This is a genomic window from Photobacterium angustum (genome assembly GCF_003026365.1).
Lineage (GTDB): Bacteria > Pseudomonadota > Gammaproteobacteria > Enterobacterales > Vibrionaceae > Photobacterium > Photobacterium angustum.
This window is the reverse complement of the sequence record NZ_PYOM01000014.1, coordinates 1-21,126: the sequence shown is the minus strand read 5'-3', so window position 1 is coordinate 21,126 and position 21,126 is coordinate 1. Positions and strand designations below refer to the sequence as shown.

Genomic DNA, 21,126 nt, shown 5'->3' with positions numbered 1-21,126 from the left:
TTACGTATAATGAATCTTATTGAGAAACATTATCATTACATTTTGCGTTTAAGGGAATAATCAATGAAAAAGCTTTTAGCTTCAGCAATCCTTATGGGTTTAGCCGCTCCTCAAGTTGCTACTGCAGCTGAAGAGGTTAATGTTTATTCATACCGCCAACCTTTCCTAGTTGAGCCTATGTTTAACGAATTCACTAAAGAAACTGGCATTAAAGTTAATGTGAAGTTTGCTAAAAAAGGTCTTGCAGAAAAGCTTGAGCAAGAAGGTGAATACAGTCCTGCTGATGTTGTACTAACAACTGATATTAGCCGTCTGGTAGAGCTATCTGATAAGAAGTTAGTTCAACCAGTGGATAGCAAACTGATTGATGGTAATGTTCCTGCACAGTTTCGTGATAACGAAGATGAGTGGTTTGCTCTAACATTGCGTTCTCGTAACGTTTACTCATCAAAAGATCGTGTAGGTAAACTACCGGCTTCTTTTGATTACGCAGATTTAGCCAAGCCTGAGTGGAAAGGTAAAATTTGTACACGTTCAGGTAAGCACCCTTACAACGTTTCACTTGTTTCATCAATGATCGCTCACTATGGTGAAGCGGAAACGAAAAAGTGGCTTGAAGGTGTGAAAGCCAACCTTGCTCGTAAACCTCAAGGTAACGACCGCGCACAAGTTCAAGCTGTGAAAGAAGGCCTATGTGATCTAGCGATTGGTAACAGCTACTACCTAGGTAAGATGGTTAACGATGAAAACCAAAAAGCATGGGCTGAAGCGGTTTACATTAACTTCCCTGGTCAAGAAGGTAATGGTACGCACGTTAACGTAAGTGGTATGGCAATGGCGAAATACGCGCCAAACCAAGCTAACGCACTTAAATTAATGGAATTCTTAACTTCTGATAAAGCACAAGAAATGTACGCTGAAGTGAACTATGAGTACCCAGTTAAAGAGGGTGTGAAGCGTTCAGAGCTAGTTGCATCTTGGGGTGATTTTAAAGCTGATGATGTATCACTAGACAAGATTGCACAGTACCACAATGCAGCAACAAAACTGCTGGATGAAGTGAAGTTTGATCTGTAATTAGTTACAAAATAAATGGGGCGCTAAGCCCCATTTTTGCATCATGCTTGGTAAATTTTGCAATAAGTTGTGGTAGTTTCCTCTTCCCATTATTAGGGAATGTCGATACTTAATCTTGCCGTTTTTCCTTATGGTTGAGATATTGGAAAATACTAAGTAGTAGTCAATGAAAGAAAAGTTTTTGTTCTGGAAAGCCGGTAGTTGGACCTTTGCCCTGCTACTGGTTTTTCCCATTCTGGCAATATTTTTTACCGCAATGGGCAATTCAGATGAGGTGTTTGGTCACCTAATGAACACGGTGATGCCTACCTATGCCTTTAATACTGTTGCTTTAGTTTTTGGTACGGTACTGTTATCTCTGTGCTTCGGCCTTCCTACTGCTTGGTTAATGGCAATGTGCCGTTTACCAACCGAAAAAACACTTCAATGGGCACTTGTTTTACCTTTAGCCATGCCCGGCTATATTGTTGGTTATCTCTATACTAATTGGTTTGACTACGCAGGCCCAATTCAGATTTTTTTACGCAGTATGTTCGGCTGGCAGCATGTTGGTGACTATTGGTTTCCTGATCTTCGCTCATTAGGCGGGGCATGTTTTGTTTTAGCCTTAGTGCTTTATCCTTATATTTATCTTCTCGTTCGTGCTGCTTTTATGGAGCAGAGCGTCAGCTTATTGCAATCAGCACGTTTGCTTCGTTGCACACCCTGGGAAAGTTTCCGTCGTATTTCTCTGCCGTTAGCACGTCCAGCTATTGCTGTTGGTGTGTCGCTTGTGGCTATGGAAGCATTAGGGGATTTTGGTACGGTTAGCTATTTTGCTGTTAATACACTAACGACAGCGGTTTATGATACGTGGCTCGGTTATTCTAATCTTTATGCTGCCGCGAAAATCTCAGCCATCATGTTGCTTGTTATTTTCTTTTTGATCAGTAGTGAGCGTTTCAGTCGTCGTAAACAAAAGATGTTTCAGCATCAATGTGATAACGATGGGGATGTTAAGTACACCTTAAGTGGATGGAAAAAGTGGCTAGCACTTGTATGGTGTTGGGGGCTTGTTGGCTGTGCTTTTATTTTTCCACTGCTACAACTGAGTTATTACGCCGTTGAGTATTTTAGCCAAAGTTGGACTCCTGAATTTAAACAATACAGCTTAAATAGCTTATTTGTCTCGATCACTGCTGCTGTTATAGCGGTAATTCTAGGGCTTGTGGTTAATTTTTATCGACGCCTTGATGGTAATGGCTTTAGCCAAATGCCAATTCGTTTATCGTCATTAGGTTATGCAGTACCGGGTACCGTGTTGGCGATAGGAGTGATGATCCCACTAACTAGTGCAGATCATCTTGTTAATGATATTGCGATTAGCTTAGGGCTAGGTCGTCCGGGATTAATTTTCTCTGGTACGATATTCGCGATTATTTTTGCCTTTGTGGTCCGTTTTGCTGCCGTTGCGATTGGTAGCATTGAAACAAGCTTAACCAAAGTATCGCCATCATTAGATATGGCGTCAAAAACCATGGGCTATGCCTCAACGGCGATGTTGAGAAAAGTCCATCTGCCGTTAATACGTCGGGGGTGTTTAATTGCGGGGTTACTGGTGTTTATTGAGTCGATGAAAGAGCTCAATGCAGCCTTGCTGCTGCGGCCATTTAATTTTGAAACCTTAGCGACTTACGTATTTAATTTTGCGTCAGATGAACAGCTAGAGCTAGCAGCATTACCGGCTATTTTGCTGGTGGTTGTGGGTTTAATTCCCTTGGTATTGGTTAACCGATCTTTGGAGCAAAAGAACTAATGAAACATGCATTATCTGTTAGCGGCTTAACCTGTAGTTACCATGGTCAGGCTGTGTTGCAAGACTTATCGTTAGCGGTTAACTCAGGTGAGATCGTTTGCCTGTTAGGCGCAAGTGGCTGTGGTAAGACAACGTTGTTAAAAGCGATTGCTGGACTGTTGCCTTTAGAACAAGGCTTAATGTCGATTAATGGACGGACAATTGTTGATGAGCAGCAATGGTTGCCACCAGAGAAACGTAATATTGGGATGATTTTCCAAGACTATGCGTTGTTCCCGCATTTAACCGTGGCGCAAAATATAGCCTTTGGTCTACGCCATTGGGATAAAGCCCGTACCGCAGCCAAAATCCAAGAAATGTTAACCTTGGTGCATTTAACAGGGTTAGAGGATCGTTATCCACACCAATTATCAGGAGGACAACAGCAACGTGTCGCGATTGCTCGTGCACTGGCGTGTGAGCCTGATTTGATTTTGTTAGATGAGCCATTTTCTAACATTGATACACAAGTGCGACATAGTTTGATTCGTGATATTCGAAAAATCTTTAAAGCGCAGGGAGTGACAGCGATCTTTGTTACCCATAGTCGTGAAGAAGCTTTCGCTTTTGCTGATAAAATGGCTGTAATGAATCATGGTGTGATTGAACAGTTTGGTAGTGCTACAGAGTTGTATTATCAGCCAAGCAGTCGATTTGTTGCTGATTTCCTCGGAACAGGGTCTTACCTTCCAGCGACGGTAAAAAATCAAACGCGTTTGCTGACACCATTAGGTGAGTTAGCGTTAGCGTCTAATGAAACGTTACTTGATGAGACGTCAGTTGATTGGCTATTAAGGCCACAAAACTTGCGTGTCATGCTACAAAGCGATGGTGATGGTGAGATCATAGAGCAACAATTTATGGGAGATAGTTGTCGTTACACAGTTGATTTTTCAGGCTATAAATTGATTGTTAATTCAAATTTATTGATGAATGTTGGCGATCGTGTTGCGGTTGAAGTTGAGCCCCATTTACCTGTGGTATTTGCGGTTGCGTAGTTGCTTGCAAAGAAATAGTTGTTCTCAATTTCGCTAATAATAAAGCCTGCATGATGCAGGCTTTATTATTTATGCACTTGAATTAGCGATTTAAAGCTAATGCTTCAAGGTAGATCTCAGCTTGCTCTTGAAGTGCTGTTTGATCTGGCAGTAAATTCGCTTGGATATAAATTACGTAACAAATGCCGTGTAATAATTTCGCTAAATCATCGGCTTTTTGTGCGGTAGTAATTTCACCGTTATCGATAGCTTGAGTAAACGCATCACGTACTTTGTGAAGGTTATTACGGTTGGTTTCAACAAATTGTGGCCATACTTCATCACGTACCGAAGTACTCCATTCAAACCATACTTTAATCCAATCTTGTTGGTCTAAAACCGTATCGATAAGATTGTGACTAATGCAGGTTAAACGTGCATGAAGTGTCTTGTTTTTATCGCCCAGACATTCTTCTAGTAATGAACTAAACTCATTTTCAACTTCAATTAGTACTTGCTCAACCAGTGCCTCACGGGTTGGAAAGTAATTAAATACAGTTGCAACAGAAACGTTTGCCATTTCAGCTATATCAGCGTGTCCTGCACGGCCGATACCTCTTCTGGCAAAAACTTCCAATGAGTAATCAAGAAGTTGTTGTCTTCTCTTTTCAGGTGAAAGACGAGTACGGGTTTTTTTTGTAATCGTATCCATAATTAATAATCCCTAGCCTAAGTATAAAAACGGTTTATGCATCTGCTTTAATAAGGCTAGATTACATAATAAACAACTGTTCGGCAAATATTACTAATCTAAAGTGTTTCGGATAATTGACACTATTGATTAAATAAGCATTATTTCTGAGGAGTGGTACAATGCGATTCCTTTGAAATAAGTAGCCTGTGATGGCTAGTGCAGTCGCACAAATGGAGAAGAAAATGAAACATACAATTGAAGTAATGATTTCTGAGCAAGAAGTTCAAGAACGTGTTAAAGAGCTAGGCAAGCAAATTACTGAATGTTACAAAGATTCAAAAGATCTAGTGATGGTAGGTTTATTGCGCGGTTCTTTTGTGTTCATGGCAGATCTTGCACGTGCGATTGACTTGCCTCATGAAGTCGATTTTATGACTGCATCAAGCTACGGTAATACGATGGAAAGTAGCCGTGATGTACGTATTTTGAAAGATCTTGATGATGACATTAAAGGCAAAGATGTACTGCTTGTGGAAGATATTATCGATACCGGTAATACATTACATAAAGTGTGCGAGATCTTATCGCTGCGCGAGCCTAACTCTATTCGTATCTGTACCTTACTTGATAAGCCTGAACGTCGTGAAGTTGACGTGAAAGTTGATTGGTACGGTTTTGTTATTCCAGATGAATTCGTTGTGGGTGTCGGTATCGACTATGCACAAAAATACCGTCATTTACCTTTCATCGGTAAAGTGGTTCCGGAATAAAAAAAAGCGACCATCGGGTCGCTTTTTTTATCATGATAGATTCTGAAGTCTAGTTTGTTTTTTCAGTAATATGATCATTTATAGACTGTTCTAACGGTGGCAGCAGTGAAGTCATTGCCGATTGGTAGCCGACTTCAAGTGTTTCTCGACTGGTTGAAGTCACGCCAAGATCTTTAAGCACACCATTACTTGTACCGTAGATCCAACCATGAATTTTCACTTCTTGACCACGTTCCCATGCCTGTTGCAGGATTGTAGAGTTACCTAGGTTATAAACCTGAGAAGCCACGTTGATCTCAGACAGTTTATCATCCCATTCTTGACGAGGAAGGGAACCTAAATCAGTACGGTGCTTTAAGTAAAGGTCGCGAATATGCAGTAACCAGTTATTGATTAAACCTAGCTGTGGGTTTTCAATGGCAGCGGTAACGCCACCACAGCCATAGTGACCACAGATAATAATGTGTTTCACCTTCAGTACATCAACAGCATACTGAACCACGGATAAACAGTTAAGATCGGTGTGGATCACTTGGTTGGCTACATTTCGGTGAACGAATAATTCACCAGAGACAAGCCCCGTTAAACGTTCTGCGGGAACACGGCTGTCTGAACAACCGATCCAAAGGTATTGTGGATGTTGTCCTTTTGCCAGTTCGGTAAAGTAGTCAGGATCTTCATTTTTAATGTTCTCTGACCAAGATAGGTTGTTTGCGAAGAGCTGCTTAATATCTGCCATGATGATACCTTATATTGATATGTTCCTTACTATACACAAGCTTCGCTAATAGCAAATCGGATTAGTGATAGATAATTAATAATTCCTTTTATTTTTGTAACAGAAAGATTGCAATTTATGAACGCTTTAGAAATAAAAAATGTAAGAAAAACTTACAAAGGCGGTGTGGAAGCTTTAAAAAATATGAGCTTAACCGTTGATGAAGGGGACTTTTTTGCGTTATTAGGGCCTAATGGTGCGGGAAAATCGACCACTATCGGAATCATTAGCTCATTGGTAAATAAGACGTCTGGTTCAGTAAAGATCTTTGGTTATGATTTAGATACTGAAAAAGTCGATGCGAAAAATCAGCTAGGGTTAGTGCCACAAGAATTTAATTTCAATCCTTTTGAAACGGTTGAGCAAATCGTGATAAACCAAGCCGGTTATTACGGTGTAGAGCGTTCGCTTGCTAAAGAGCGCGCTAAGAAATATTTATCACAGCTTGATTTATGGGGTAAGCGTAGTGAGCGTGCGCGTAATTTATCCGGTGGGATGAAGCGTCGATTAATGATTGCTCGTGCATTAATGCATGAACCTAAGTTGCTTATTTTAGATGAGCCAACCGCGGGTGTTGATATTGAATTACGCCGATCTATGTGGACGTTTTTACGTAAAATAAACCAAGAGGGGGTGACGATTATTCTTACCACTCACTACTTGGAAGAAGCCGAAATGCTGTGTCGTAATATCGGTATTATTAACCACGGTGAATTAATTGAGCATACCTCAATGAAGCACTTATTGGGAAAGCTTGAATTAGAAACGTTTATTTTAGATATCAATCCACAACAGACGCCACCAAACTTAATTGGCTTCAATAGTCTATTGGTTGATAGTGCGACTTTGGAAATTGAACTGAAAAAAGGCGAAAGTTTAAACCCTGTATTTAGTCAATTAACTGAGCAAGGGATCGAGGTTAAATCGATGCGTAATAAGAGTAACCGCTTAGAGGAATTGTTTGTCACTTTGGTAAACCAAGCACAGAATAATAAAGGGGTTGAGGCGTGAAGAAACAATATTGGATCGCTTTTAAAAGCTTAATTGCCAAAGAAATCCATCGATTTACCCGTATTTGGGTACAAACGTTAGTCCCACCTGCAATTACCATGACCTTGTATTTCATTATCTTTGGTAACTTAATTGGTAGCCGAATAGGTGATATGGAAGGGTTTAGTTATATGGCCTATATCGTGCCGGGTTTGATCATGATGTCAGTGATCACTAATTCTTATTCTAATGTTGCGTCTTCTTTTTTTAGTGCTAAATTTCAGCACAACATTGAAGAGTTATTGGTTGCGCCAGTTCCTAACTACATCATTATTGCCGGTTATGTCGGTGGTGGTGTACTACGAGGTTTAGCCGTAGGGACATTAGTTACGATTGTGTCGTTGTTGTTTGTAAAGCTTCAAATTGCACATGTTGGTGTGATTGTAGCAACCGTGGTAATGACATCTATCGTGTTCTCACTAGGTGGTTTAATTAATGCGGTATTTGCTCGTACGTTTGATGATATCAGTATTATTCCAACATTCGTGCTAACACCGCTGACTTATCTTGGTGGTGTATTTTACTCGATCAATCTATTGCCTGAATTTTGGCAAGGTGTCTCGAAGGTCAACCCAATAATTTATATGGTGAATGCCTTCCGTTACGGCTTTCTGGGCGTCTCTGATGTGGGGATTGGTACATCGTTTACTGTCTTAAGTGTTTTTGTTATTGCGTTGTATAGCGTGGCATATTATCTAATATCACGCGGTATTGGATTACGTTCATAACATGATATTTAGATAAAAAAATACCGCTCAATGAGCGGTATTCTTTTATTAACCGTTATTACTAACGTTTATTCAGCGACATCTTCATCTGATGTTTGAGTCGGTCCCAAGTCAACAACTTGGTTATCAATCAAGCGGACTTTACCTAGTTGAGATGACATCAAGATCACTGCTTGCTGGGTTCCTTCGGTTACAGGCAGTAAGGTGACTGCATCACGAATGAAACATTTATCAGGCTGTAAACCTGCTGCTCGTAATTGATCATTGGCATCGATTACAAGTTCGTCATAGTCAGTACGACCGCCACGCATTTGGCTACTGATCCAACGCATAGTTCGGGCAAGTACAGGCGCACGCTGACGTTCATCCACTGTTAGTTTGCCATTGCGCGAACTCATGGCTAAACCGTCCATTTCACGTACCGTAGGCACACCAACAATTTTGATATCCAGTTCAAGGTCGATAACCATTTGACGAATAAGTGCCAATTGTTGGAAGTCTTTTTCACCAAAGCAGGCTACATCAGGCTGAACAATATTAAAAAGTTTATTAACGATGGTTGCTACACCACGAAAATGACCAGGACGCAATTCGCCCTCTAAGATGCTAGATAGGCCTGGTACTTCAACAAATGTTTGATTGTCTAAACCTGCAGGATACATAACTTCCGGCGTTGGTGTGAATACCACATCAACCATATTTTGTTGACTCAGTTTGGCAATGTCTTGTTCTAACGTACGTGGGTACGTTTGTAGATCTTCTGCCTTATCAAACTGCATTGGATTAACAAAGATACTAGCAACAACAACATCGGCATGTTTACGCGCTTTACGCATCAGCGTTAAGTGGCCTTCATGCAAATTACCCATAGTTGGAACAAAAGCGATACGGCGACCCTCACGGCGCCAGGTACGAATTTGCTCTCTTAGTGGGGCAATCTCGGCGAATGTTTGCATCTTTTATTCCTTATTCAAAGGTATGTTGAGAACCTGGAAATTCACCTGTCTCAACATCTTTAATATATTTAGTGACAGCCGCACGCATGTCGCCAGTTTCTACTAGGAAGTTTTTCGAGAACTTCGGCATATAATTGGCAGAAATACCGAACATATCGTGCATAACTAGAATTTGACCATCGGTACTGTTACCTGCACCAATACCAATCACTGGGATCTCTACCGCTTTGGTAATGCGTTCAGCAAGGCTGGCTGGTACACATTCGAGAACAATGATCTGTGCGCCTGCATTTTTTAATAGGATAGCGTCTTTAACCATTTCATCGGCTTTGTCGATATCACGGCCTTGTACTTTGTATCCACCAAAAATATTGACTGATTGTGGTGTTAAACCAAGGTGCGCGCAAACAGGTACGGCACGTTCAGCTAGCATAGAAATGGTATCTGCTAACCATGCACCGCCTTCTAGTTTGACCATATTAGCGCCAGCACGCATTAGCTTTGCTGCATTTTCACAAGCTTGCTCTGGCGTTGCATAACTCATAAATGGCATATCAGCCATTAGTAATGCATTAGGGCTACCTGCACGAACACTTCGCGTGTGGTAAGCAATTTCTTCTATAGTAACAGGAAGCGTATCTTCACGGCCTTGTAAAACCATGCCAAGAGAATCACCAACCAGTAATACTGGCATTTCCTGCTGCTCAAATAATTGAGCAAAACTTGCATCGTATGCAGTGACTGATGCGAACTTACGACCTTCTTGCTTCCATTTCATGAGATCGTTGATAGTAATTTTCTTCATAGCTTTTCCTCGCCCTGATAGATTTTTATTTTTGCCAGATAGCTAAGCCATTTAGGTCTACCTGATCCAATAGAGTGGATAAAGGGGTGTTGTCAGGTAGGGTTAACTTAGGGCTTATCTCAGCTAACGGGTAGAGTACAAACTCTCGTACTTTCATACCGTAATGTGGAACGGTTAAACGTTCGCAATGGTGCATGAGATCACCGTATAACAGAATGTCGAGATCCAAGGTTCTTGGTCCCCAACGCTCATCTTTACGTACTCGACCATGTTCAAGTTCAATGGCTTGGGTTTGATCAAGTAATGCGAGCGGTGCTAAATCGGTATCGATTGCTACCACGGCATTGATATAATCGGGTTGGTTCTGCGGTCCCATTGGTGTACTGCTATAGAGGGATGACACAGCAACGACCGTCATATCGGGATGTGCGTGTAACGCATCAATGGCACTATTAGCTTGGGCGATAGGATCGCCCAAGTTACTGCCTATTGCGATATAAGCTCGGATCATGATGATTTCGGCTGTGGCTTTTTACGGCGTTGCTGCGGACGGCGACGACGTGGGCGGCGACTGCCACTTTCATTCAGGTTCAGCACCATTTTACCGCGCTGGTTGCGATCCACGTTTTGGAATTCACTCCACCATTGCGCTAACTCTTTAACATCATGACCTTCAAATAGGGCACGCATTTCTAAGAAGTCGTAAGCGGCACGGAATTTAGGATGCTCCATGGTTTTAAACGCACGCTTACCACTGCGACGAGCAAAACGTAATTGTTGTTGCCAAATATCGCGAACAGTCGTGGTGTGGCGGCGTGGGATCGCAATAGTACGAACTTGATCATCAAGAATATCGTTACTCGCTACCATAAAGGCATCGTAGAACGATAAACCACTTGCAAAAGACACTTCTTCTGCACGGATCATCATTGGATACCACAGCATTGCCGCATAGATAAAGGCAGGGTTTACGCGTTTATCTTCTGCAATACGCTTATCGGTAGATGCCAAGATGTGCTCAATCATCTTCTCTGTTTGGCTGCTGTTATCTTCAGTAAAGTGATCGGCCAAAATAGGGAAAAGTTGTTGGAACAGGTTATATTCACGTAGCATACGGTACGTTTCTAAACCTTGCCCTGATTGCAGCAGTTTTAGGCTTTCTTCGAACAAACGTGCCGATGGAATGTCTAGCATGAGTGGCGCAAGATCTTTGATCGGTGCTGCTGTTGCAGGATCAATTTCCATATCTAGTTTCACCGCGAAACGTACTGCGCGTAGCATACGTACAGGATCTTCACGGTAACGGGTTTCAGGATCACCCATTAAGCGAACAATGCGATTGTTAAGATCGTGAACACCATTAGCGTAATCGGTAACCGTAAAATCTTTCACACTGTAATAAAGTGCGTTGATGGTAAAATCACGACGCTCAGCATCTTCTTCAATCGTGCCGTAGACGTTGTCACGAAGTAACATACCTTCTTGGCTACGCGACGAGATTTGTGGTTTTTGTTTGCTATCTTTTGGTGCTGTCGCTTGTACAGGGGCGTCGGAATGGTGTCCGCGGAATGTTGCCACTTCGATAATGTCACGACCAAATAAGATATGGGCAAGACGGAAACGACGACCAATTAAGCGACAGTTACGAAACAGCTTTTTAATGTCTTCTGGTGTTGCATTGGTTGCAATATCGAAGTCTTTAGGTTGTTTGTCTAGTAGTAAATCACGTACGCCGCCACCTACTAAGTAAGCGTCGTAACCGGCTTTGTTTAGACGATATAGTACTTTCAGCGCATTTTCGCTGATATCTTTACGTGAAATGCTGTGCTCTTGGCGTTGGTAAACTTGCAAAGTTTGTTCCTCTGGAACGCGAGTACTACTGTCGCGATTCAATACTTTACGGCAAAAGCTGGCTACTCGATTAAAGATAATACACCCCATTATGTGCATCTGGTTCAACAAACAGCCGTATATAATATATCACGGCAGACTATTTTAGAATGCTAGTGTGATAGCGGTGGTTTTTGGTAGCTTATTAAGCTGCCAATGTTCAACGCCCCACAATAAAATGTCTTCTACAGTTAGTTCAGCAAGTTCTGCTGGTGGCGCTAGGCCTAAAAATTGTAGCGCTGCAACTAAAGCCGGCCGAGGATTGTTTTTATCAATCGCTGGTGCATGGTTTTGTTTTGACAATTTATTGCCATTTTCTGTTACAGCGAGCGGTAAGTGTAAATAGCTCACAGGGGCATGACCAAGTTGTTGGTATAAGCCGATTTGACGTCCCGTAGGTTCAATTAAATCAGCGCCACGAACAACTTCAGTGATCCCTTGCTCGATATCATCAAGCACAACCGCAAGATTATAAGCAAATAACCCGTCTCGACGTCGAATGATAAAATCTTCTCCCGCAACCGCAGTTGGTAGAGCGATTTGACCATGTAATTGGTCATCGAAAAGAGTGATAGGTTTGTCCACTTTTAAACGAACAGCACTGTCTTTAGGCTGTTGATTGAGGTTACGACAGGTACCTGGGTAAAAACCGCCTGCTTCTTTGATTGCTTTACGACTACATTGACAATAATAAGCATCGCCTTGGGCTAACCATTGGTCGATTTGACTTTGGTATGCATCATGACGTTGGCTTTGATACATAATCCCACCGTCCCATTCAAAACCATAAGCTTCAAGGGTACGCAAGATATCATCAGCAGCACCGGGCATTTCTCGTGGAGGATCTAGATCTTCCATTCTGACAATCCAGCGCCCTTGGTTTGACTTGGCTTGCAAGTAACTACCGAGTGCAGCTATCAATGATCCGAAATGAAGTGGCCCTGATGGTGATGGCGCAAAGCGTCCTATATATTTTGTCGTCTGTGTCATAAATTATGAACAATAAAGCAGCCTAGACCTGATTAGGAGACTAGGCTCGGCGTTAAAATATGTTGACCAGAGCTAGGGGATACTGCTGCAAGGCAACCCTCCAAACTGAATAAGATTCTTTACGCAGAACCTTATTCAGTTTGGTGCGAGCTAATCTTAAGCTCAAGTGAGCGTGATTAGAGCGCAAGCAATGATCAACATGGATAAGTCGCGCTAATAATAGCGCGACACAAATTAAATCGCACGCTAGTGTAAACGAAAGAGGGAGCTTTCGCTCCCTCTAAAATTAGGCATTAACGCAGGCGACGTAATTAGCCAGCCATTTGCTTTTCTTTGATTTCTGCAAGTGTCTTACAGTCAATACAAAGTTCTGCTGTTGGGCGAGCTTCTAAACGACGAATACCGATCTCGATACCACAAGAGTCACAGAAGCCGAAATCATCTTCTTCAATGCGCTTTAGCGTTTTTTCGATTTTTTTGATCAGTTTACGTTCACGGTCACGGTTACGTAATTCAAGGCTGAATTCTTCTTCCTGAGCTGCACGATCGACAGGATCTGGGAAGTTAGCTGCCTCGTCTTGCATATGGTTTACTGTACGATCAACTTCTTCACGAAGCTGATTACGCCATGCTGAAAGAATCTTATGGAAGTGATCGCGTTGAGCTTCACCCATATACTCTTCACCAGCTTTTTCCTGGTAAGGTTCAACCCCAGCAATAGCCAGGATGCCTAGTGATTTTTTAACGTTGCTCTCTGGCATATAGCATCTCCTAATGTACCTAATAACCGTCACTGGTTAATTTTGGGCGGTATCTATAGCAGAAAGGGTTGGCTGTGGCAATTATTGTCTTTCTTCAATTCTATACCAATGTGAAGAAACCATCATTTTTTAGTTTGAATGACGAAATTCTATACAATTAGTCAGTTTGATTTGTTCTTTATTGAGCTCTGCTTTATAGCAAAGAACCTCAACACCAGCCTTCACTGCTTGCGTTAATAGCTGAGCGTATATTGGATCAATATGATCAGCTACTGATACGTTATCAATTCCCGAATGTAATACTGCAAATAAAAGCACCGCTCTGTTACCTTGATCAACCATCTCCATTAACTCTCTAAGGTGTTTTTGGCCTCGAGTGGTTACGGCATCAGGAAAATAACCTTGTCTATCTTTCCCTAATAAGGTGACGCTTTTTACTTCAATATAGCAGGGTGGTCGACTTTCTGACTCAAGTAATAAATCAATGCGACTATTTTCAGTGCCATATTTAACTTCAGTTCGCAGTGATGTGTAACCTGTTAGTTCATCAATTACGTCATTTTTAATGGCTTCTTCCACTAATCGATTGGCTTGGGCTGTGTTTACGCAAATCCAGTCATTAGTCAGTGTTTGAGTGAGCTCCCAACTATTGGGGTATTTACGTTTTGGATTGTCAGAGGTGGAATACCAAACGGTGCTGCCGGTCTCGGCACAACCTGTCATTGCACCGGTATTGGCACAATGGATAGTACGAACGTCACTATTATCAAGTTCAATATCGGCTAAAAAACGCTTATAACGTTTGATCAGTTTGGCCGCTTGTAAAGGTTGCGTAAATTTCATAGTTCTCTCAGTGGCTGATTATTGTTTTTCGTTGTAGGTTACCTTTTCGCTACAATGGCAATTAAAGGCATGGGCATTTAGCCGATAAATTCGATCATGACATAAGGTACTCAGCTTGTCACAACTCCCAATAGTAGACGTATTACCCAATTTATTATCAGCACTGACAACTTCATCTCAGCTGATTTTAAAAGCGCCACCGGGGGCAGGTAAGTCGACATTTCTACCGCTTTCATTATTACAACAAAATACGTTTACCGGACGTATCGTAATGTTGGAGCCAAGACGATTAGCAGCAAGAAATATTGCGGGATATTTAGCTCGTCAGTTAGGTGAGAAGGTCGGGGAAACTGTCGGCCTACGTGTACGAGGTGAAACTAAAGTCAGTGCAAAAACCAAGCTTGAGATTGTCACCGAGGGAGTGATGACTCGAATGCTGCAGCAGGATCCTGAGCTGACAGGTATTGATTTACTGATCTTCGATGAGTTTCATGAACGTTCTATTCACGCCGATACCTCATTAGCACTAGCACTAGAAGTACAGCAAGCACTCCGCGATGATTTAAAGGTTCTGGTGATGTCAGCAACCTTATCTCAGCAAGAATTAATATCGCTATTGCCTGAGGCGAGCTATATCGAATCACAAGGACGCTGTTTCCCTGTTGACTATCGCTACGCTGGGCAAACAGAGCCAAGAGATCTTATTGAAAAAATGGCGCAAGCAATATGCCAGTTACTCAACACTGAATCAGGATCTATGTTGGTGTTTTTACCTGGCGTAGGTGAAATTAAACGCTTAGAACAATTGCTAAAAGAACGCTTAGACGCCGAAACATTACTTTGCCCGCTCTATGGACAACTGAGCATTGAACAACAACATCAAGCGATCAGTGCGCCAATTAATGGGCAACGTAAAGTGGTATTGGCGACGAATATTGCTGAAACCAGTTTAACCATTGAAGGTATTCGATTAGTAGTTGATAGTGGGTTAGAGCGCATCGCACAGTGGGATCCAAAATCAGGTATTAGCCGCTTACAGCAAGTACGTATTGCACAATCATCGGCAGAGCAACGAGCAGGGCGAGCAGGACGTTTATCGGCGGGTATTTGCCTGCGAATGTACAGTGAAGAGCAACTACAGCGTCAACCAGCAACCCCGCAGCCTGAAATTTTACGTAGCGATTTAACCTCATTGGCAATGGAATTAGTGCAGTGGGGTTGTCATGATCCCGCTGAATTACAATGGCTTGATGTTCCTCCTGCAATCGCATTACAACAATCCCGTGAATTATTGGTACAACTTGGCGCCATAGATACGCGAGGCCAACAAACTGAACGAGGAAAATTGATTCAAGGTTTAGGTGCCGACCCTCGTCATGCCGCAATTCTGGCCTTTGCCCTTGAACGCTACCGAGCGCAACAGGATGAGACAATATTGTCGACATCAGCCATGCTTGTGGCGTTATTAGAAGATCCGCTGCGAGGGATGGACAATCCGGATCTCGGTTTTCAATTACATTTATTGGAAAGTCAAAAGCTTGCCAAAGCAGGGCATTACTGCCAGCGTGTGAAACAAATCCAACAAAAACTTTATCAATACCTTGATGACAAACCCAAGAGCACATCGTTGACGGTTAATAACCAATGGTTAGGTGCATTGTTAGCAGCAGGTTTTCCTGATCGTATTGCGATAACACGTAACCATGATGGACGTTATCAGTTGGCAAACGGTCAAGGTGTGATAATCGATGTGGATCAAAATTTGGCATCTGAACATACCTTGGTGGTGGCGGATGTGGTGAAAACACGTCAAGGTGACAGTCGAGTATTTTCTGCTGTGTCTGCTGATTTAGCCCAATTACAACAGATGCACCCTCAGTTATTTACCGAGAAAGACTGGCTGGATTGGGATGATAAAAAAGGGCGCTTAAGTGCTGAACATCGGATCTATTGTGGCAAACTCATCGTTAGTCGAGATATTGCTGCAGATCCTGATCCAGCGCTTGCCAATGAAGCGCTGGTTAATGCTATAAAACGCAAAGGGTTATCGGTATTAACGTGGACAGATAAAGCCACTTCGTTGCTGACACGTGCACGTTGTGCCGCTCGTTGGTTACCTGAACTAGCGCTACCTGCATTAGAGGAAGAGGATTTACTTGAAGCGGCTGATCGTTGGTTACTGCCTTATATGAATGGAATCAAAACCATGAAAGGTGTCGCTAAGTTAGATGTACTTGCCGCATTAGAGGCGTATTTAGGTTGGGATAAAAAGCAACAAGTCGATTTGCAACTGCCCACGCATTATCAAGTCCCAACAGGGACTACTATAAAGATCCGATATCATGAACAACAGCAACCTGTGCTTGCGGTGAAATTACAAGAAATGTTTGGTGAAAAAGTGTCGCCTTGTATTGCTAATGGCAAAGTGGCACTGGTGTTAGAATTATTATCTCCCGCACAAAGGCCACTGCAAATTACCCAAGACTTAGCCGCTTTTTGGCAGGGCTCGTATAAGGAAGTACAAAAGGAAATGAAAGGTCGATATCCGAAGCACCCATGGCCGGATGATCCTGCTAATCATGTACCTACACGTAAAACCAAAAAATATATGTAGCAATAGACCTGTATATATAATCAGGTATAGTATTCATTATTAGCCATAATCACGTTTTTAGGAGCAATGGTAGTTGCTCCTATTTTAATATAGGAATGACCTTAGTTGATGCATTATGATTAAGTTGCCTCTTCATTTTCAGTCAAGAAAACACGTTGCACCACCCAAAGACAGTGGTGGAAAAAAGCCGACGACACCACGAAAGAAAACCCCAGTAAAACCTACAGCAAAAAAGCCCACTAAACGTACTCCTGCTGCGAGTGCGACCAAAAAGGCACCAGCTAAGAGATCTGCCAAGAAAAAAACAAAAAAGTCGGTTAAAACAGATCGTCCTTGGTTACGCAAACTGGGTTGGTTGAGCTTTAAGATCGGCTTAGTGGTTGTTGCTGCCATGCTGGTTGTGGGGATTTACCTTGATACGATTGTTCGTAATAAAATGGATGGTCAAATTTGGGATTTACCGTCCGTTGTGTATGGTCGAGTATTAACACTTCGCCCTGATCAACATATCAGTATTATGGATGTGCGCCGTGAATTGGATTTATTGAAATACCACAAAGTGCGCACGCCAACCCGTATTGGGGAATACTCTGCTTCATCAACTCGGATTGAATTGATCCGACGTCCGTTTGATTTTCCTGAAGGTGCAGAGAAGAAACAGCATGTGTTGCTGACGTTTTCGGGCACTACGCTAACAAGCATTAAAGATCTCACTACCAAGCGCTCGTTAGGTTATTTCAACATTGAACCTAAAATGTTAGGCATGCTTGGGCTTTCTGGTAATGAGCAGCGTATTTTTATGAAGCGCGACGAGTTCCCACCACTTTTAATTGATGCATTACTCGCGACAGAAGATAGAGATTTCTATCAGCATGATGGTGTATCACCATTGGCAATCATTCGCGCCATGTTTGTGAACTTGCGTGCGGGTCGAACGGTACAAGGTGGCAGCACCTTAACCCAGCAGCTCGCGAAGAACTTATTTTTAAGTCGTGAACGTAGCCTATGGCGTAAAGTTCGTGAGGCTTACATTGCCGTTATTATTGATTATCGCTATAGCAAAGATCGGATATTAGAAGCTTACCTTAACGAGATTTATCTGGGGCAAAATGGCGGTAAAGAAGTTCATGGTTTCCCATTGGCTGCTAGATTGTATTTTGGTCGTCCATTAGAAGAGCTCACATCAGCCCAATTAGCAATGCTGGTGGGTATGGTTAAAGGACCTTCTCAATTTAACCCTTGGCGACATCCTGAACGTACGCTAGAACGCCGTGATTTAGTCCTCAGCCTATTGTTGAAAAATAATACCCTTACGGGGGCTGAATATGAAGTGGCAGCCTCTAGCCCGTTAGGGGTGCAAAAAACACCGAAGATTGCGAGTCGACAGCCCGCTTATTTCCAGCAGCTACAACGTGAATTAGAGCGTGATGTCGGTGATATTTATAAGTCAGGTAAAGGGCTGCGTATATTTAGTACCTTAGATCCATTGTCTCAACAAGCGGCTGAGCAAAGCGTCGCATCAATGGTACCTAAGCTAAATAAAAAAGCAGGGCTTAAAGTAGAAACTGCGATGGTAGTGGTTGATCGCTTAAGTGGGGAAGTGCGTGCTGTTATCGGCGGAAGCCGTCCAGGTTATGCTGGCTTTAACCGCGCATTAGATGCCAGTCGTCAAATTGGTTCATTGGCAAAGCCTGCGGTGTATTTATCGGCATTAAGTCAACCGAATCGTTTTAGCTTAGCAACTAGTTTAGATGACAAATCTATTGTTCTACGAGGCAGTAAAGGTAACTCATGGCGTCCACGTAACTATGACCGTAAGTTTAGAGGGCAAGTACCACTTTATTATGCGTTAGCGAATTCATTAAATGTGCCGACTGTTAATCTGGGTTTAAAAGTCGGCTTAGGGACTGTGATTGATACCATGGCGAAGTTGGGGGTGGATCGTAATGAAGTGCCTAAGTTGCCGTCTATTTTGTTAGGTTCATTTACCTTATCGCCTTATGAAGTTGCACAAATGTTCCAGACAATCACAAGTGGTGGTCGCAGAGCAGATTTAACGGCATTACGCGCGGTTGTTGATCAGAAAGGTAGGATTCTTTATCAAAACTACCCTAAAGCCTCTCAGGTGGTACCAGAGCAAGCAGCATGGCTGACAACTTATGACATGAAGCGGGTAGTGAGCCAAGGTACCGCACGTTACTTACAGAGTAAATTTAGTGCCGCGAAATTGGCAGGTAAAACGGGTACCACAGATAAAAACCGTGATAGCTGGTTTGCAGGAGCTGATGGGCATGAAGTCACAGTGGTATGGGTTGGGCGTGATGATAATACGCCAGTACGCTTAACGGGCTCTAGCGGCGCATTAAGAATTTATGCTGATTACTTAACCCGTCGTAAGCCTGCACCATTAACGCTACCATGGCCAAAGCAGATCACTACCATGAAGTATGATAAGCAAGCGAATGGGACATTAACCCCTAACTGTAGTGGTAATGTAACCTTGCCGGTTTGGGATCAGGATGGGCAGCTTAAAGCGCAGTGCTCAACGAAAAAGCCCGCAGCTTGGATCACAAATATGTTCACTGGTGGTTAACCGCGTGTATTAATCATTACTGATAAAGCCTCGCTCATTGTAGTGGGGCTTTTTTTTATCTGATGATTGTTAGATAGGCGAAGGAACAGAATAGATAATTGATTTTATCGAGATGAAAAAAAACCTCATCAAAGATGAGGCTTCAAAAGATGGTGCCGACTACCGGAGTCGAACTGGTGACCTACTGATTACAAGTCAGTTGCTCTACCTACTGAGCTAAGTCGGCACATTTTGTTCTTTTTTGTATAACGTCAATGACGTTACTTTTTAATATGGTGCCTCGAGGCGGAATCGAACCACCGACACGAGGATTTTCAATCCTCTGCTCTACCGACTGAGCTATCGAGGCAGAAGTAGTGATGGTTAAATCTCTACTTTTGCATTCTTACGTGAGTAAGAAAATAAATGGTGCCGACTACCGGAGTCGAACTGGTGACCTACTGATTACAAGTCAGTTGCTCTACCTACTGAGCTAAGTCGGCACACTTTATTTGGCTCCTCCTGCTGGACTTGAACCAGCGACATACGGATTAACAGTCCGCCGTTCTACCAACTGAACTAAGGAGGAATTATCTCTTTATCTTACCTGACGTATCAGGTGAGATGAATATGGTGCCTCGAGGCGGAATCGAACCACCGACACGAGGATTTTCAATCCTCTGCTCTACCGACTGAGCTATCGAGGCAAACACAGCAATAAAATTGCTATTTTTGCATTTCTTACGCGAGTAAGAGAAAAAATGGTGCCGACTACCGGAGTCGAACTGGTGACCTACTGATTACAAGTCAGTTGCTCTACCTACTGAGCTAAGTCGGCACACTATATTCTTTTAATTTCCCCGCTCTATTGAGCCAAGAAATAAATAGTGGCTCCTCCTGCTGGACTTGAACCAGCGACATACGGATTAACAGTCCGCCGTTCTACCAACTGAACTAAGGAGGAACAGATTGTGGTTGCTTTGCACCACACTTCGAAAGGGAAGTAATGGTGCCTCGAGGCGGAATCGAACCACCGACACGAGGATTTTCAATCCTCTGCTCTACCGACTGAGCTATCGAGGCAACGGAGCGCATTAAAAAGGTTTTCGGTCTTTGCGTCAATGCTTTTTTTCTAAATAATTATCAACCTTGTCTTTTTTGTTCCGTTTGTTTGAAAAGTAAGCTTTTATTGAGGTTTGATACCTGTTTGAACATTAGTTTGTGAAGCAAGCAACAGAAATAATTAAAGATTATTTTGTGAAATATCGAAAGAAAAGGGGAGTAATTATTAAGTTTTTAGCTGAAAAAGATCTCATTGCAGGTAAGGCGATTAAAAAAGATCGTGGAGTTATGATTTTGAGAGAGGGGGGATTCTTGTTTAAAAATAGAATAGGAAAAGGAAAGTTAACAAATTCAAGATGAAAAAAAACCTTGTCTTGCGACAAGGTTTCTTAACTGGCTCCTCCTGCTGGACTTGAACCAGCGACATACGGATTAACAGTCCGCCGTTCTACCAACTGAACTAAGGAGGAATTATCTTTTTTATCTTACCTGACAAATCAGGTGAGAAGAATATGGTGCCTCGAGGCGGAATCGAACCACCGACACGAGGATTTTCAATCCTCTGCTCTACCGACTGAGCTATCGAGGCAAACACAGCAATTAAATTGCTATTTTTGCATTTCTTACGTGAGTAAGAGAATAAATGGTGCCGACTACCGGAGTCGAACTGGTGACCTACTGATTACAAGTCAGTTGCTCTACCTACTGAGCTAAGTCGGCACACT

General features: G+C 42.5%; 18 protein-coding genes and 11 tRNA genes. 9 read left to right on the top strand and 20 right to left on the bottom strand.

The annotated features are described in order from the left end of the window. The first annotated feature begins 63 nt into the window (after positions 1-63). From CTN01_RS14880 to CTN01_RS14870, 3 genes are all read left to right on the top strand, one after another. Entirely contained in the window at positions 64-1,077 is a 1,014-nt protein-coding gene (locus CTN01_RS14880) for a Fe(3+) ABC transporter substrate-binding protein (RefSeq protein ID WP_045128640.1), read from the top strand. A 166-nt stretch (positions 1,078-1,243) separates the two neighbouring features. Then, on the top strand, positions 1,244-2,872 hold the full coding sequence (locus tag CTN01_RS14875; RefSeq protein WP_045149823.1) for an ABC transporter permease: 1,629 nt from the start codon (positions 1,244-1,246) through the stop codon (positions 2,870-2,872). Continuing rightward, on the top strand, positions 2,872-3,909 hold the full coding sequence (locus CTN01_RS14870) for an ABC transporter ATP-binding protein (RefSeq protein WP_045149824.1): 1,038 nt from the start codon (positions 2,872-2,874) through the stop codon (positions 3,907-3,909). Before CTN01_RS14875 ends, CTN01_RS14870 begins: the two co-directional genes overlap by 1 nt. A gap of 82 nt (positions 3,910-3,991) precedes the next feature. Here the strand turns inward: CTN01_RS14870 and CTN01_RS14865 are convergent, their stop codons facing one another. Next, positions 3,992-4,600, bottom strand: a complete 609-nt coding sequence (locus tag CTN01_RS14865; RefSeq protein ID WP_045149825.1) for a TetR/AcrR family transcriptional regulator — start codon at positions 4,598-4,600, stop codon at positions 3,992-3,994. Between the two features lie 224 nt (positions 4,601-4,824). On the opposite strand from CTN01_RS14865, the gene hpt reads away from it, so the two are divergent. Further along, complete coding sequence (gene hpt, locus CTN01_RS14860; RefSeq protein WP_005371302.1) at positions 4,825-5,352, top strand: hypoxanthine phosphoribosyltransferase; 528 nt, start codon at positions 4,825-4,827, stop codon at positions 5,350-5,352. A 49-nt stretch (positions 5,353-5,401) separates the two neighbouring features. Here the strand turns inward: hpt and can are convergent, their stop codons facing one another. Further along, positions 5,402-6,091 (bottom strand): carbonate dehydratase, encoded by a 690-nt coding sequence (gene can / locus CTN01_RS14855; protein WP_005371304.1) that lies wholly within the window; start codon positions 6,089-6,091, stop codon positions 5,402-5,404. 117 nt (positions 6,092-6,208) lie between these two features. Here can and CTN01_RS14850 point away from each other — a divergent pair, with 117 nt between their 5' ends. Next, positions 6,209-7,141, top strand: coding sequence for an ABC transporter ATP-binding protein (locus tag CTN01_RS14850; RefSeq protein ID WP_005371306.1), 933 nt, complete (start codon positions 6,209-6,211; stop codon positions 7,139-7,141). After that, positions 7,138-7,908: an ABC transporter permease gene (locus CTN01_RS14845; protein WP_045130555.1), complete on the top strand. Its 771-nt coding sequence runs from the start codon at positions 7,138-7,140 to the stop codon at positions 7,906-7,908. The genes CTN01_RS14850 and CTN01_RS14845 overlap by 4 nt, the downstream gene beginning before the upstream one ends. Before the next feature lie 68 nt (positions 7,909-7,976). Here the strand turns inward: CTN01_RS14845 and panC are convergent, their stop codons facing one another. The 7 genes from panC to sfsA all read right to left on the bottom strand — a co-directional run bounded on the left by panC (position 7,977) and on the right by sfsA (position 14,153). Beyond that, positions 7,977-8,864 (bottom strand): pantoate--beta-alanine ligase, encoded by an 888-nt coding sequence (gene panC / locus CTN01_RS14840; protein WP_045083973.1) that lies wholly within the window; start codon positions 8,862-8,864, stop codon positions 7,977-7,979. 10 nt (positions 8,865-8,874) lie between these two features. After that, the gene (panB, locus tag CTN01_RS14835; protein WP_045149826.1) at positions 8,875-9,669 is read right to left on the bottom strand and encodes a 3-methyl-2-oxobutanoate hydroxymethyltransferase; all 795 of its coding nucleotides are present in this window, start codon (positions 9,667-9,669) and stop codon (positions 8,875-8,877) included. A gap of 25 nt (positions 9,670-9,694) precedes the next feature. Beyond that, positions 9,695-10,180 (bottom strand): 2-amino-4-hydroxy-6-hydroxymethyldihydropteridine diphosphokinase, encoded by a 486-nt coding sequence (gene folK, locus CTN01_RS14830; protein ID WP_045083974.1) that lies wholly within the window; start codon positions 10,178-10,180, stop codon positions 9,695-9,697. Then, positions 10,177-11,610, bottom strand: a complete 1,434-nt coding sequence (gene pcnB, locus CTN01_RS14825) for a polynucleotide adenylyltransferase PcnB (RefSeq protein ID WP_258179843.1) — start codon at positions 11,608-11,610, stop codon at positions 10,177-10,179. Before pcnB ends, folK begins: the two co-directional genes overlap by 4 nt. 54 nt (positions 11,611-11,664) lie before the next feature. Further along, on the bottom strand, positions 11,665-12,549 hold the full coding sequence (gene gluQRS / locus CTN01_RS14820; RefSeq protein ID WP_045130556.1) for a tRNA glutamyl-Q(34) synthetase GluQRS: 885 nt from the start codon (positions 12,547-12,549) through the stop codon (positions 11,665-11,667). Between the two features lie 311 nt (positions 12,550-12,860). Beyond that, positions 12,861-13,310, bottom strand: coding sequence for an RNA polymerase-binding protein DksA (gene dksA / locus CTN01_RS14815; protein ID WP_006647288.1), 450 nt, complete (start codon positions 13,308-13,310; stop codon positions 12,861-12,863). Positions 13,311-13,439: 129 nt separating this feature from the next. After that, positions 13,440-14,153, bottom strand: coding sequence for a DNA/RNA nuclease SfsA (sfsA, locus tag CTN01_RS14810; RefSeq protein ID WP_045149827.1), 714 nt, complete (start codon positions 14,151-14,153; stop codon positions 13,440-13,442). 115 nt (positions 14,154-14,268) lie between these two features. Between sfsA and hrpB the strand changes: the two genes are divergently transcribed. Next, a complete protein-coding gene (gene hrpB, locus CTN01_RS14805; protein WP_045149828.1) occupies positions 14,269-16,767 on the top strand; it encodes an ATP-dependent helicase HrpB in 2,499 nt (832 codons plus the stop codon). Between the two features lie 115 nt (positions 16,768-16,882). Next, on the top strand, positions 16,883-19,360 hold the full coding sequence (mrcB, locus tag CTN01_RS14800; protein ID WP_045149829.1) for a penicillin-binding protein 1B: 2,478 nt from the start codon (positions 16,883-16,885) through the stop codon (positions 19,358-19,360). A gap of 150 nt (positions 19,361-19,510) precedes the next feature. On the opposite strand, the gene CTN01_RS14795 is transcribed toward mrcB, so the two are convergent. The 8 genes from CTN01_RS14795 to CTN01_RS14760 all read right to left on the bottom strand — a co-directional run bounded on the left by CTN01_RS14795 (position 19,511) and on the right by CTN01_RS14760 (position 20,422). Further along, positions 19,511-19,586 (bottom strand) — tRNA-Thr (locus CTN01_RS14795). Between the two features lie 47 nt (positions 19,587-19,633). Continuing rightward, positions 19,634-19,709: transfer RNA gene (locus CTN01_RS14790), tRNA-Phe, on the bottom strand. Positions 19,710-19,766: 57 nt separating this feature from the next. Beyond that, a tRNA-Thr gene (locus tag CTN01_RS14785) sits at positions 19,767-19,842 on the bottom strand. Positions 19,843-19,852: 10 nt separating this feature from the next. After that, a tRNA-Asn gene (locus CTN01_RS14780) sits at positions 19,853-19,928 on the bottom strand. A gap of 42 nt (positions 19,929-19,970) precedes the next feature. Then, positions 19,971-20,046 (bottom strand) — tRNA-Phe (locus CTN01_RS14775). Between the two features lie 55 nt (positions 20,047-20,101). After that, positions 20,102-20,177, bottom strand: a tRNA-Thr gene (locus CTN01_RS14770). Between the two features lie 50 nt (positions 20,178-20,227). Next, positions 20,228-20,303: transfer RNA gene (locus CTN01_RS14765), tRNA-Asn, on the bottom strand. Between the two features lie 43 nt (positions 20,304-20,346). After that, a tRNA-Phe gene (locus CTN01_RS14760) sits at positions 20,347-20,422 on the bottom strand. 138 nt (positions 20,423-20,560) lie between these two features. On the opposite strand from CTN01_RS14760, the gene CTN01_RS14755 reads away from it, so the two are divergent. After that, entirely contained in the window at positions 20,561-20,761 is a 201-nt protein-coding gene (locus CTN01_RS14755; protein WP_045150708.1) for a hypothetical protein, read from the top strand. A gap of 34 nt (positions 20,762-20,795) precedes the next feature. On the opposite strand, the gene CTN01_RS14750 is transcribed toward CTN01_RS14755, so the two are convergent. The 3 genes from CTN01_RS14750 to CTN01_RS14740 form a co-directional block, all read right to left on the bottom strand. Then, positions 20,796-20,871 (bottom strand) — tRNA-Asn (locus CTN01_RS14750). A 43-nt stretch (positions 20,872-20,914) separates the two neighbouring features. Further along, positions 20,915-20,990 (bottom strand) — tRNA-Phe (locus CTN01_RS14745). Between the two features lie 55 nt (positions 20,991-21,045). Further along, a tRNA-Thr gene (locus CTN01_RS14740) sits at positions 21,046-21,121 on the bottom strand. Between the last annotated feature and the right edge of the window lie 5 nt (positions 21,122-21,126).

Excerpts from the sequence above, each read along its gene's own strand:
- sfsA (WP_045149827.1), bottom strand. The coding sequence starts at position 14,153 with ATGAAATTTACGCAACCTTTACAAGCGGCCAAACTGATCAAACGTTAT.
- CTN01_RS14875 (WP_045149823.1), top strand. The coding sequence starts at position 1,244 with ATGAAAGAAAAGTTTTTGTTCTGGAAAGCCGGTAGTTGGACCTTTGCC.
- mrcB (WP_045149829.1), top strand. The coding sequence starts at position 16,883 with ATGATTAAGTTGCCTCTTCATTTTCAGTCAAGAAAACACGTTGCACCA.
- panC (WP_045083973.1), bottom strand. The coding sequence starts at position 8,864 with ATGCAAACATTCGCCGAGATTGCCCCACTAAGAGAGCAAATTCGTACC.
- panB (WP_045149826.1), bottom strand. The coding sequence starts at position 9,669 with ATGAAGAAAATTACTATCAACGATCTCATGAAATGGAAGCAAGAAGGT.
- gluQRS (WP_045130556.1), bottom strand. The coding sequence starts at position 12,549 with ATGACACAGACGACAAAATATATAGGACGCTTTGCGCCATCACCATCA.
- can (WP_005371304.1), bottom strand. The coding sequence starts at position 6,091 with ATGGCAGATATTAAGCAGCTCTTCGCAAACAACCTATCTTGGTCAGAG.
- CTN01_RS14850 (WP_005371306.1), top strand. The coding sequence starts at position 6,209 with ATGAACGCTTTAGAAATAAAAAATGTAAGAAAAACTTACAAAGGCGGT.
- pcnB (WP_258179843.1), bottom strand. The coding sequence starts at position 11,610 with ATGGGGTGTATTATCTTTAATCGAGTAGCCAGCTTTTGCCGTAAAGTA.
- hpt (WP_005371302.1), top strand. The coding sequence starts at position 4,825 with ATGAAACATACAATTGAAGTAATGATTTCTGAGCAAGAAGTTCAAGAA.
- CTN01_RS14865 (WP_045149825.1), bottom strand. The coding sequence starts at position 4,600 with ATGGATACGATTACAAAAAAAACCCGTACTCGTCTTTCACCTGAAAAG.
- CTN01_RS14880 (WP_045128640.1), top strand. The coding sequence starts at position 64 with ATGAAAAAGCTTTTAGCTTCAGCAATCCTTATGGGTTTAGCCGCTCCT.
- CTN01_RS14870 (WP_045149824.1), top strand. The coding sequence starts at position 2,872 with ATGAAACATGCATTATCTGTTAGCGGCTTAACCTGTAGTTACCATGGT.
- dksA (WP_006647288.1), bottom strand. The coding sequence starts at position 13,310 with ATGCCAGAGAGCAACGTTAAAAAATCACTAGGCATCCTGGCTATTGCT.
- folK (WP_045083974.1), bottom strand. The coding sequence starts at position 10,180 with ATGATCCGAGCTTATATCGCAATAGGCAGTAACTTGGGCGATCCTATC.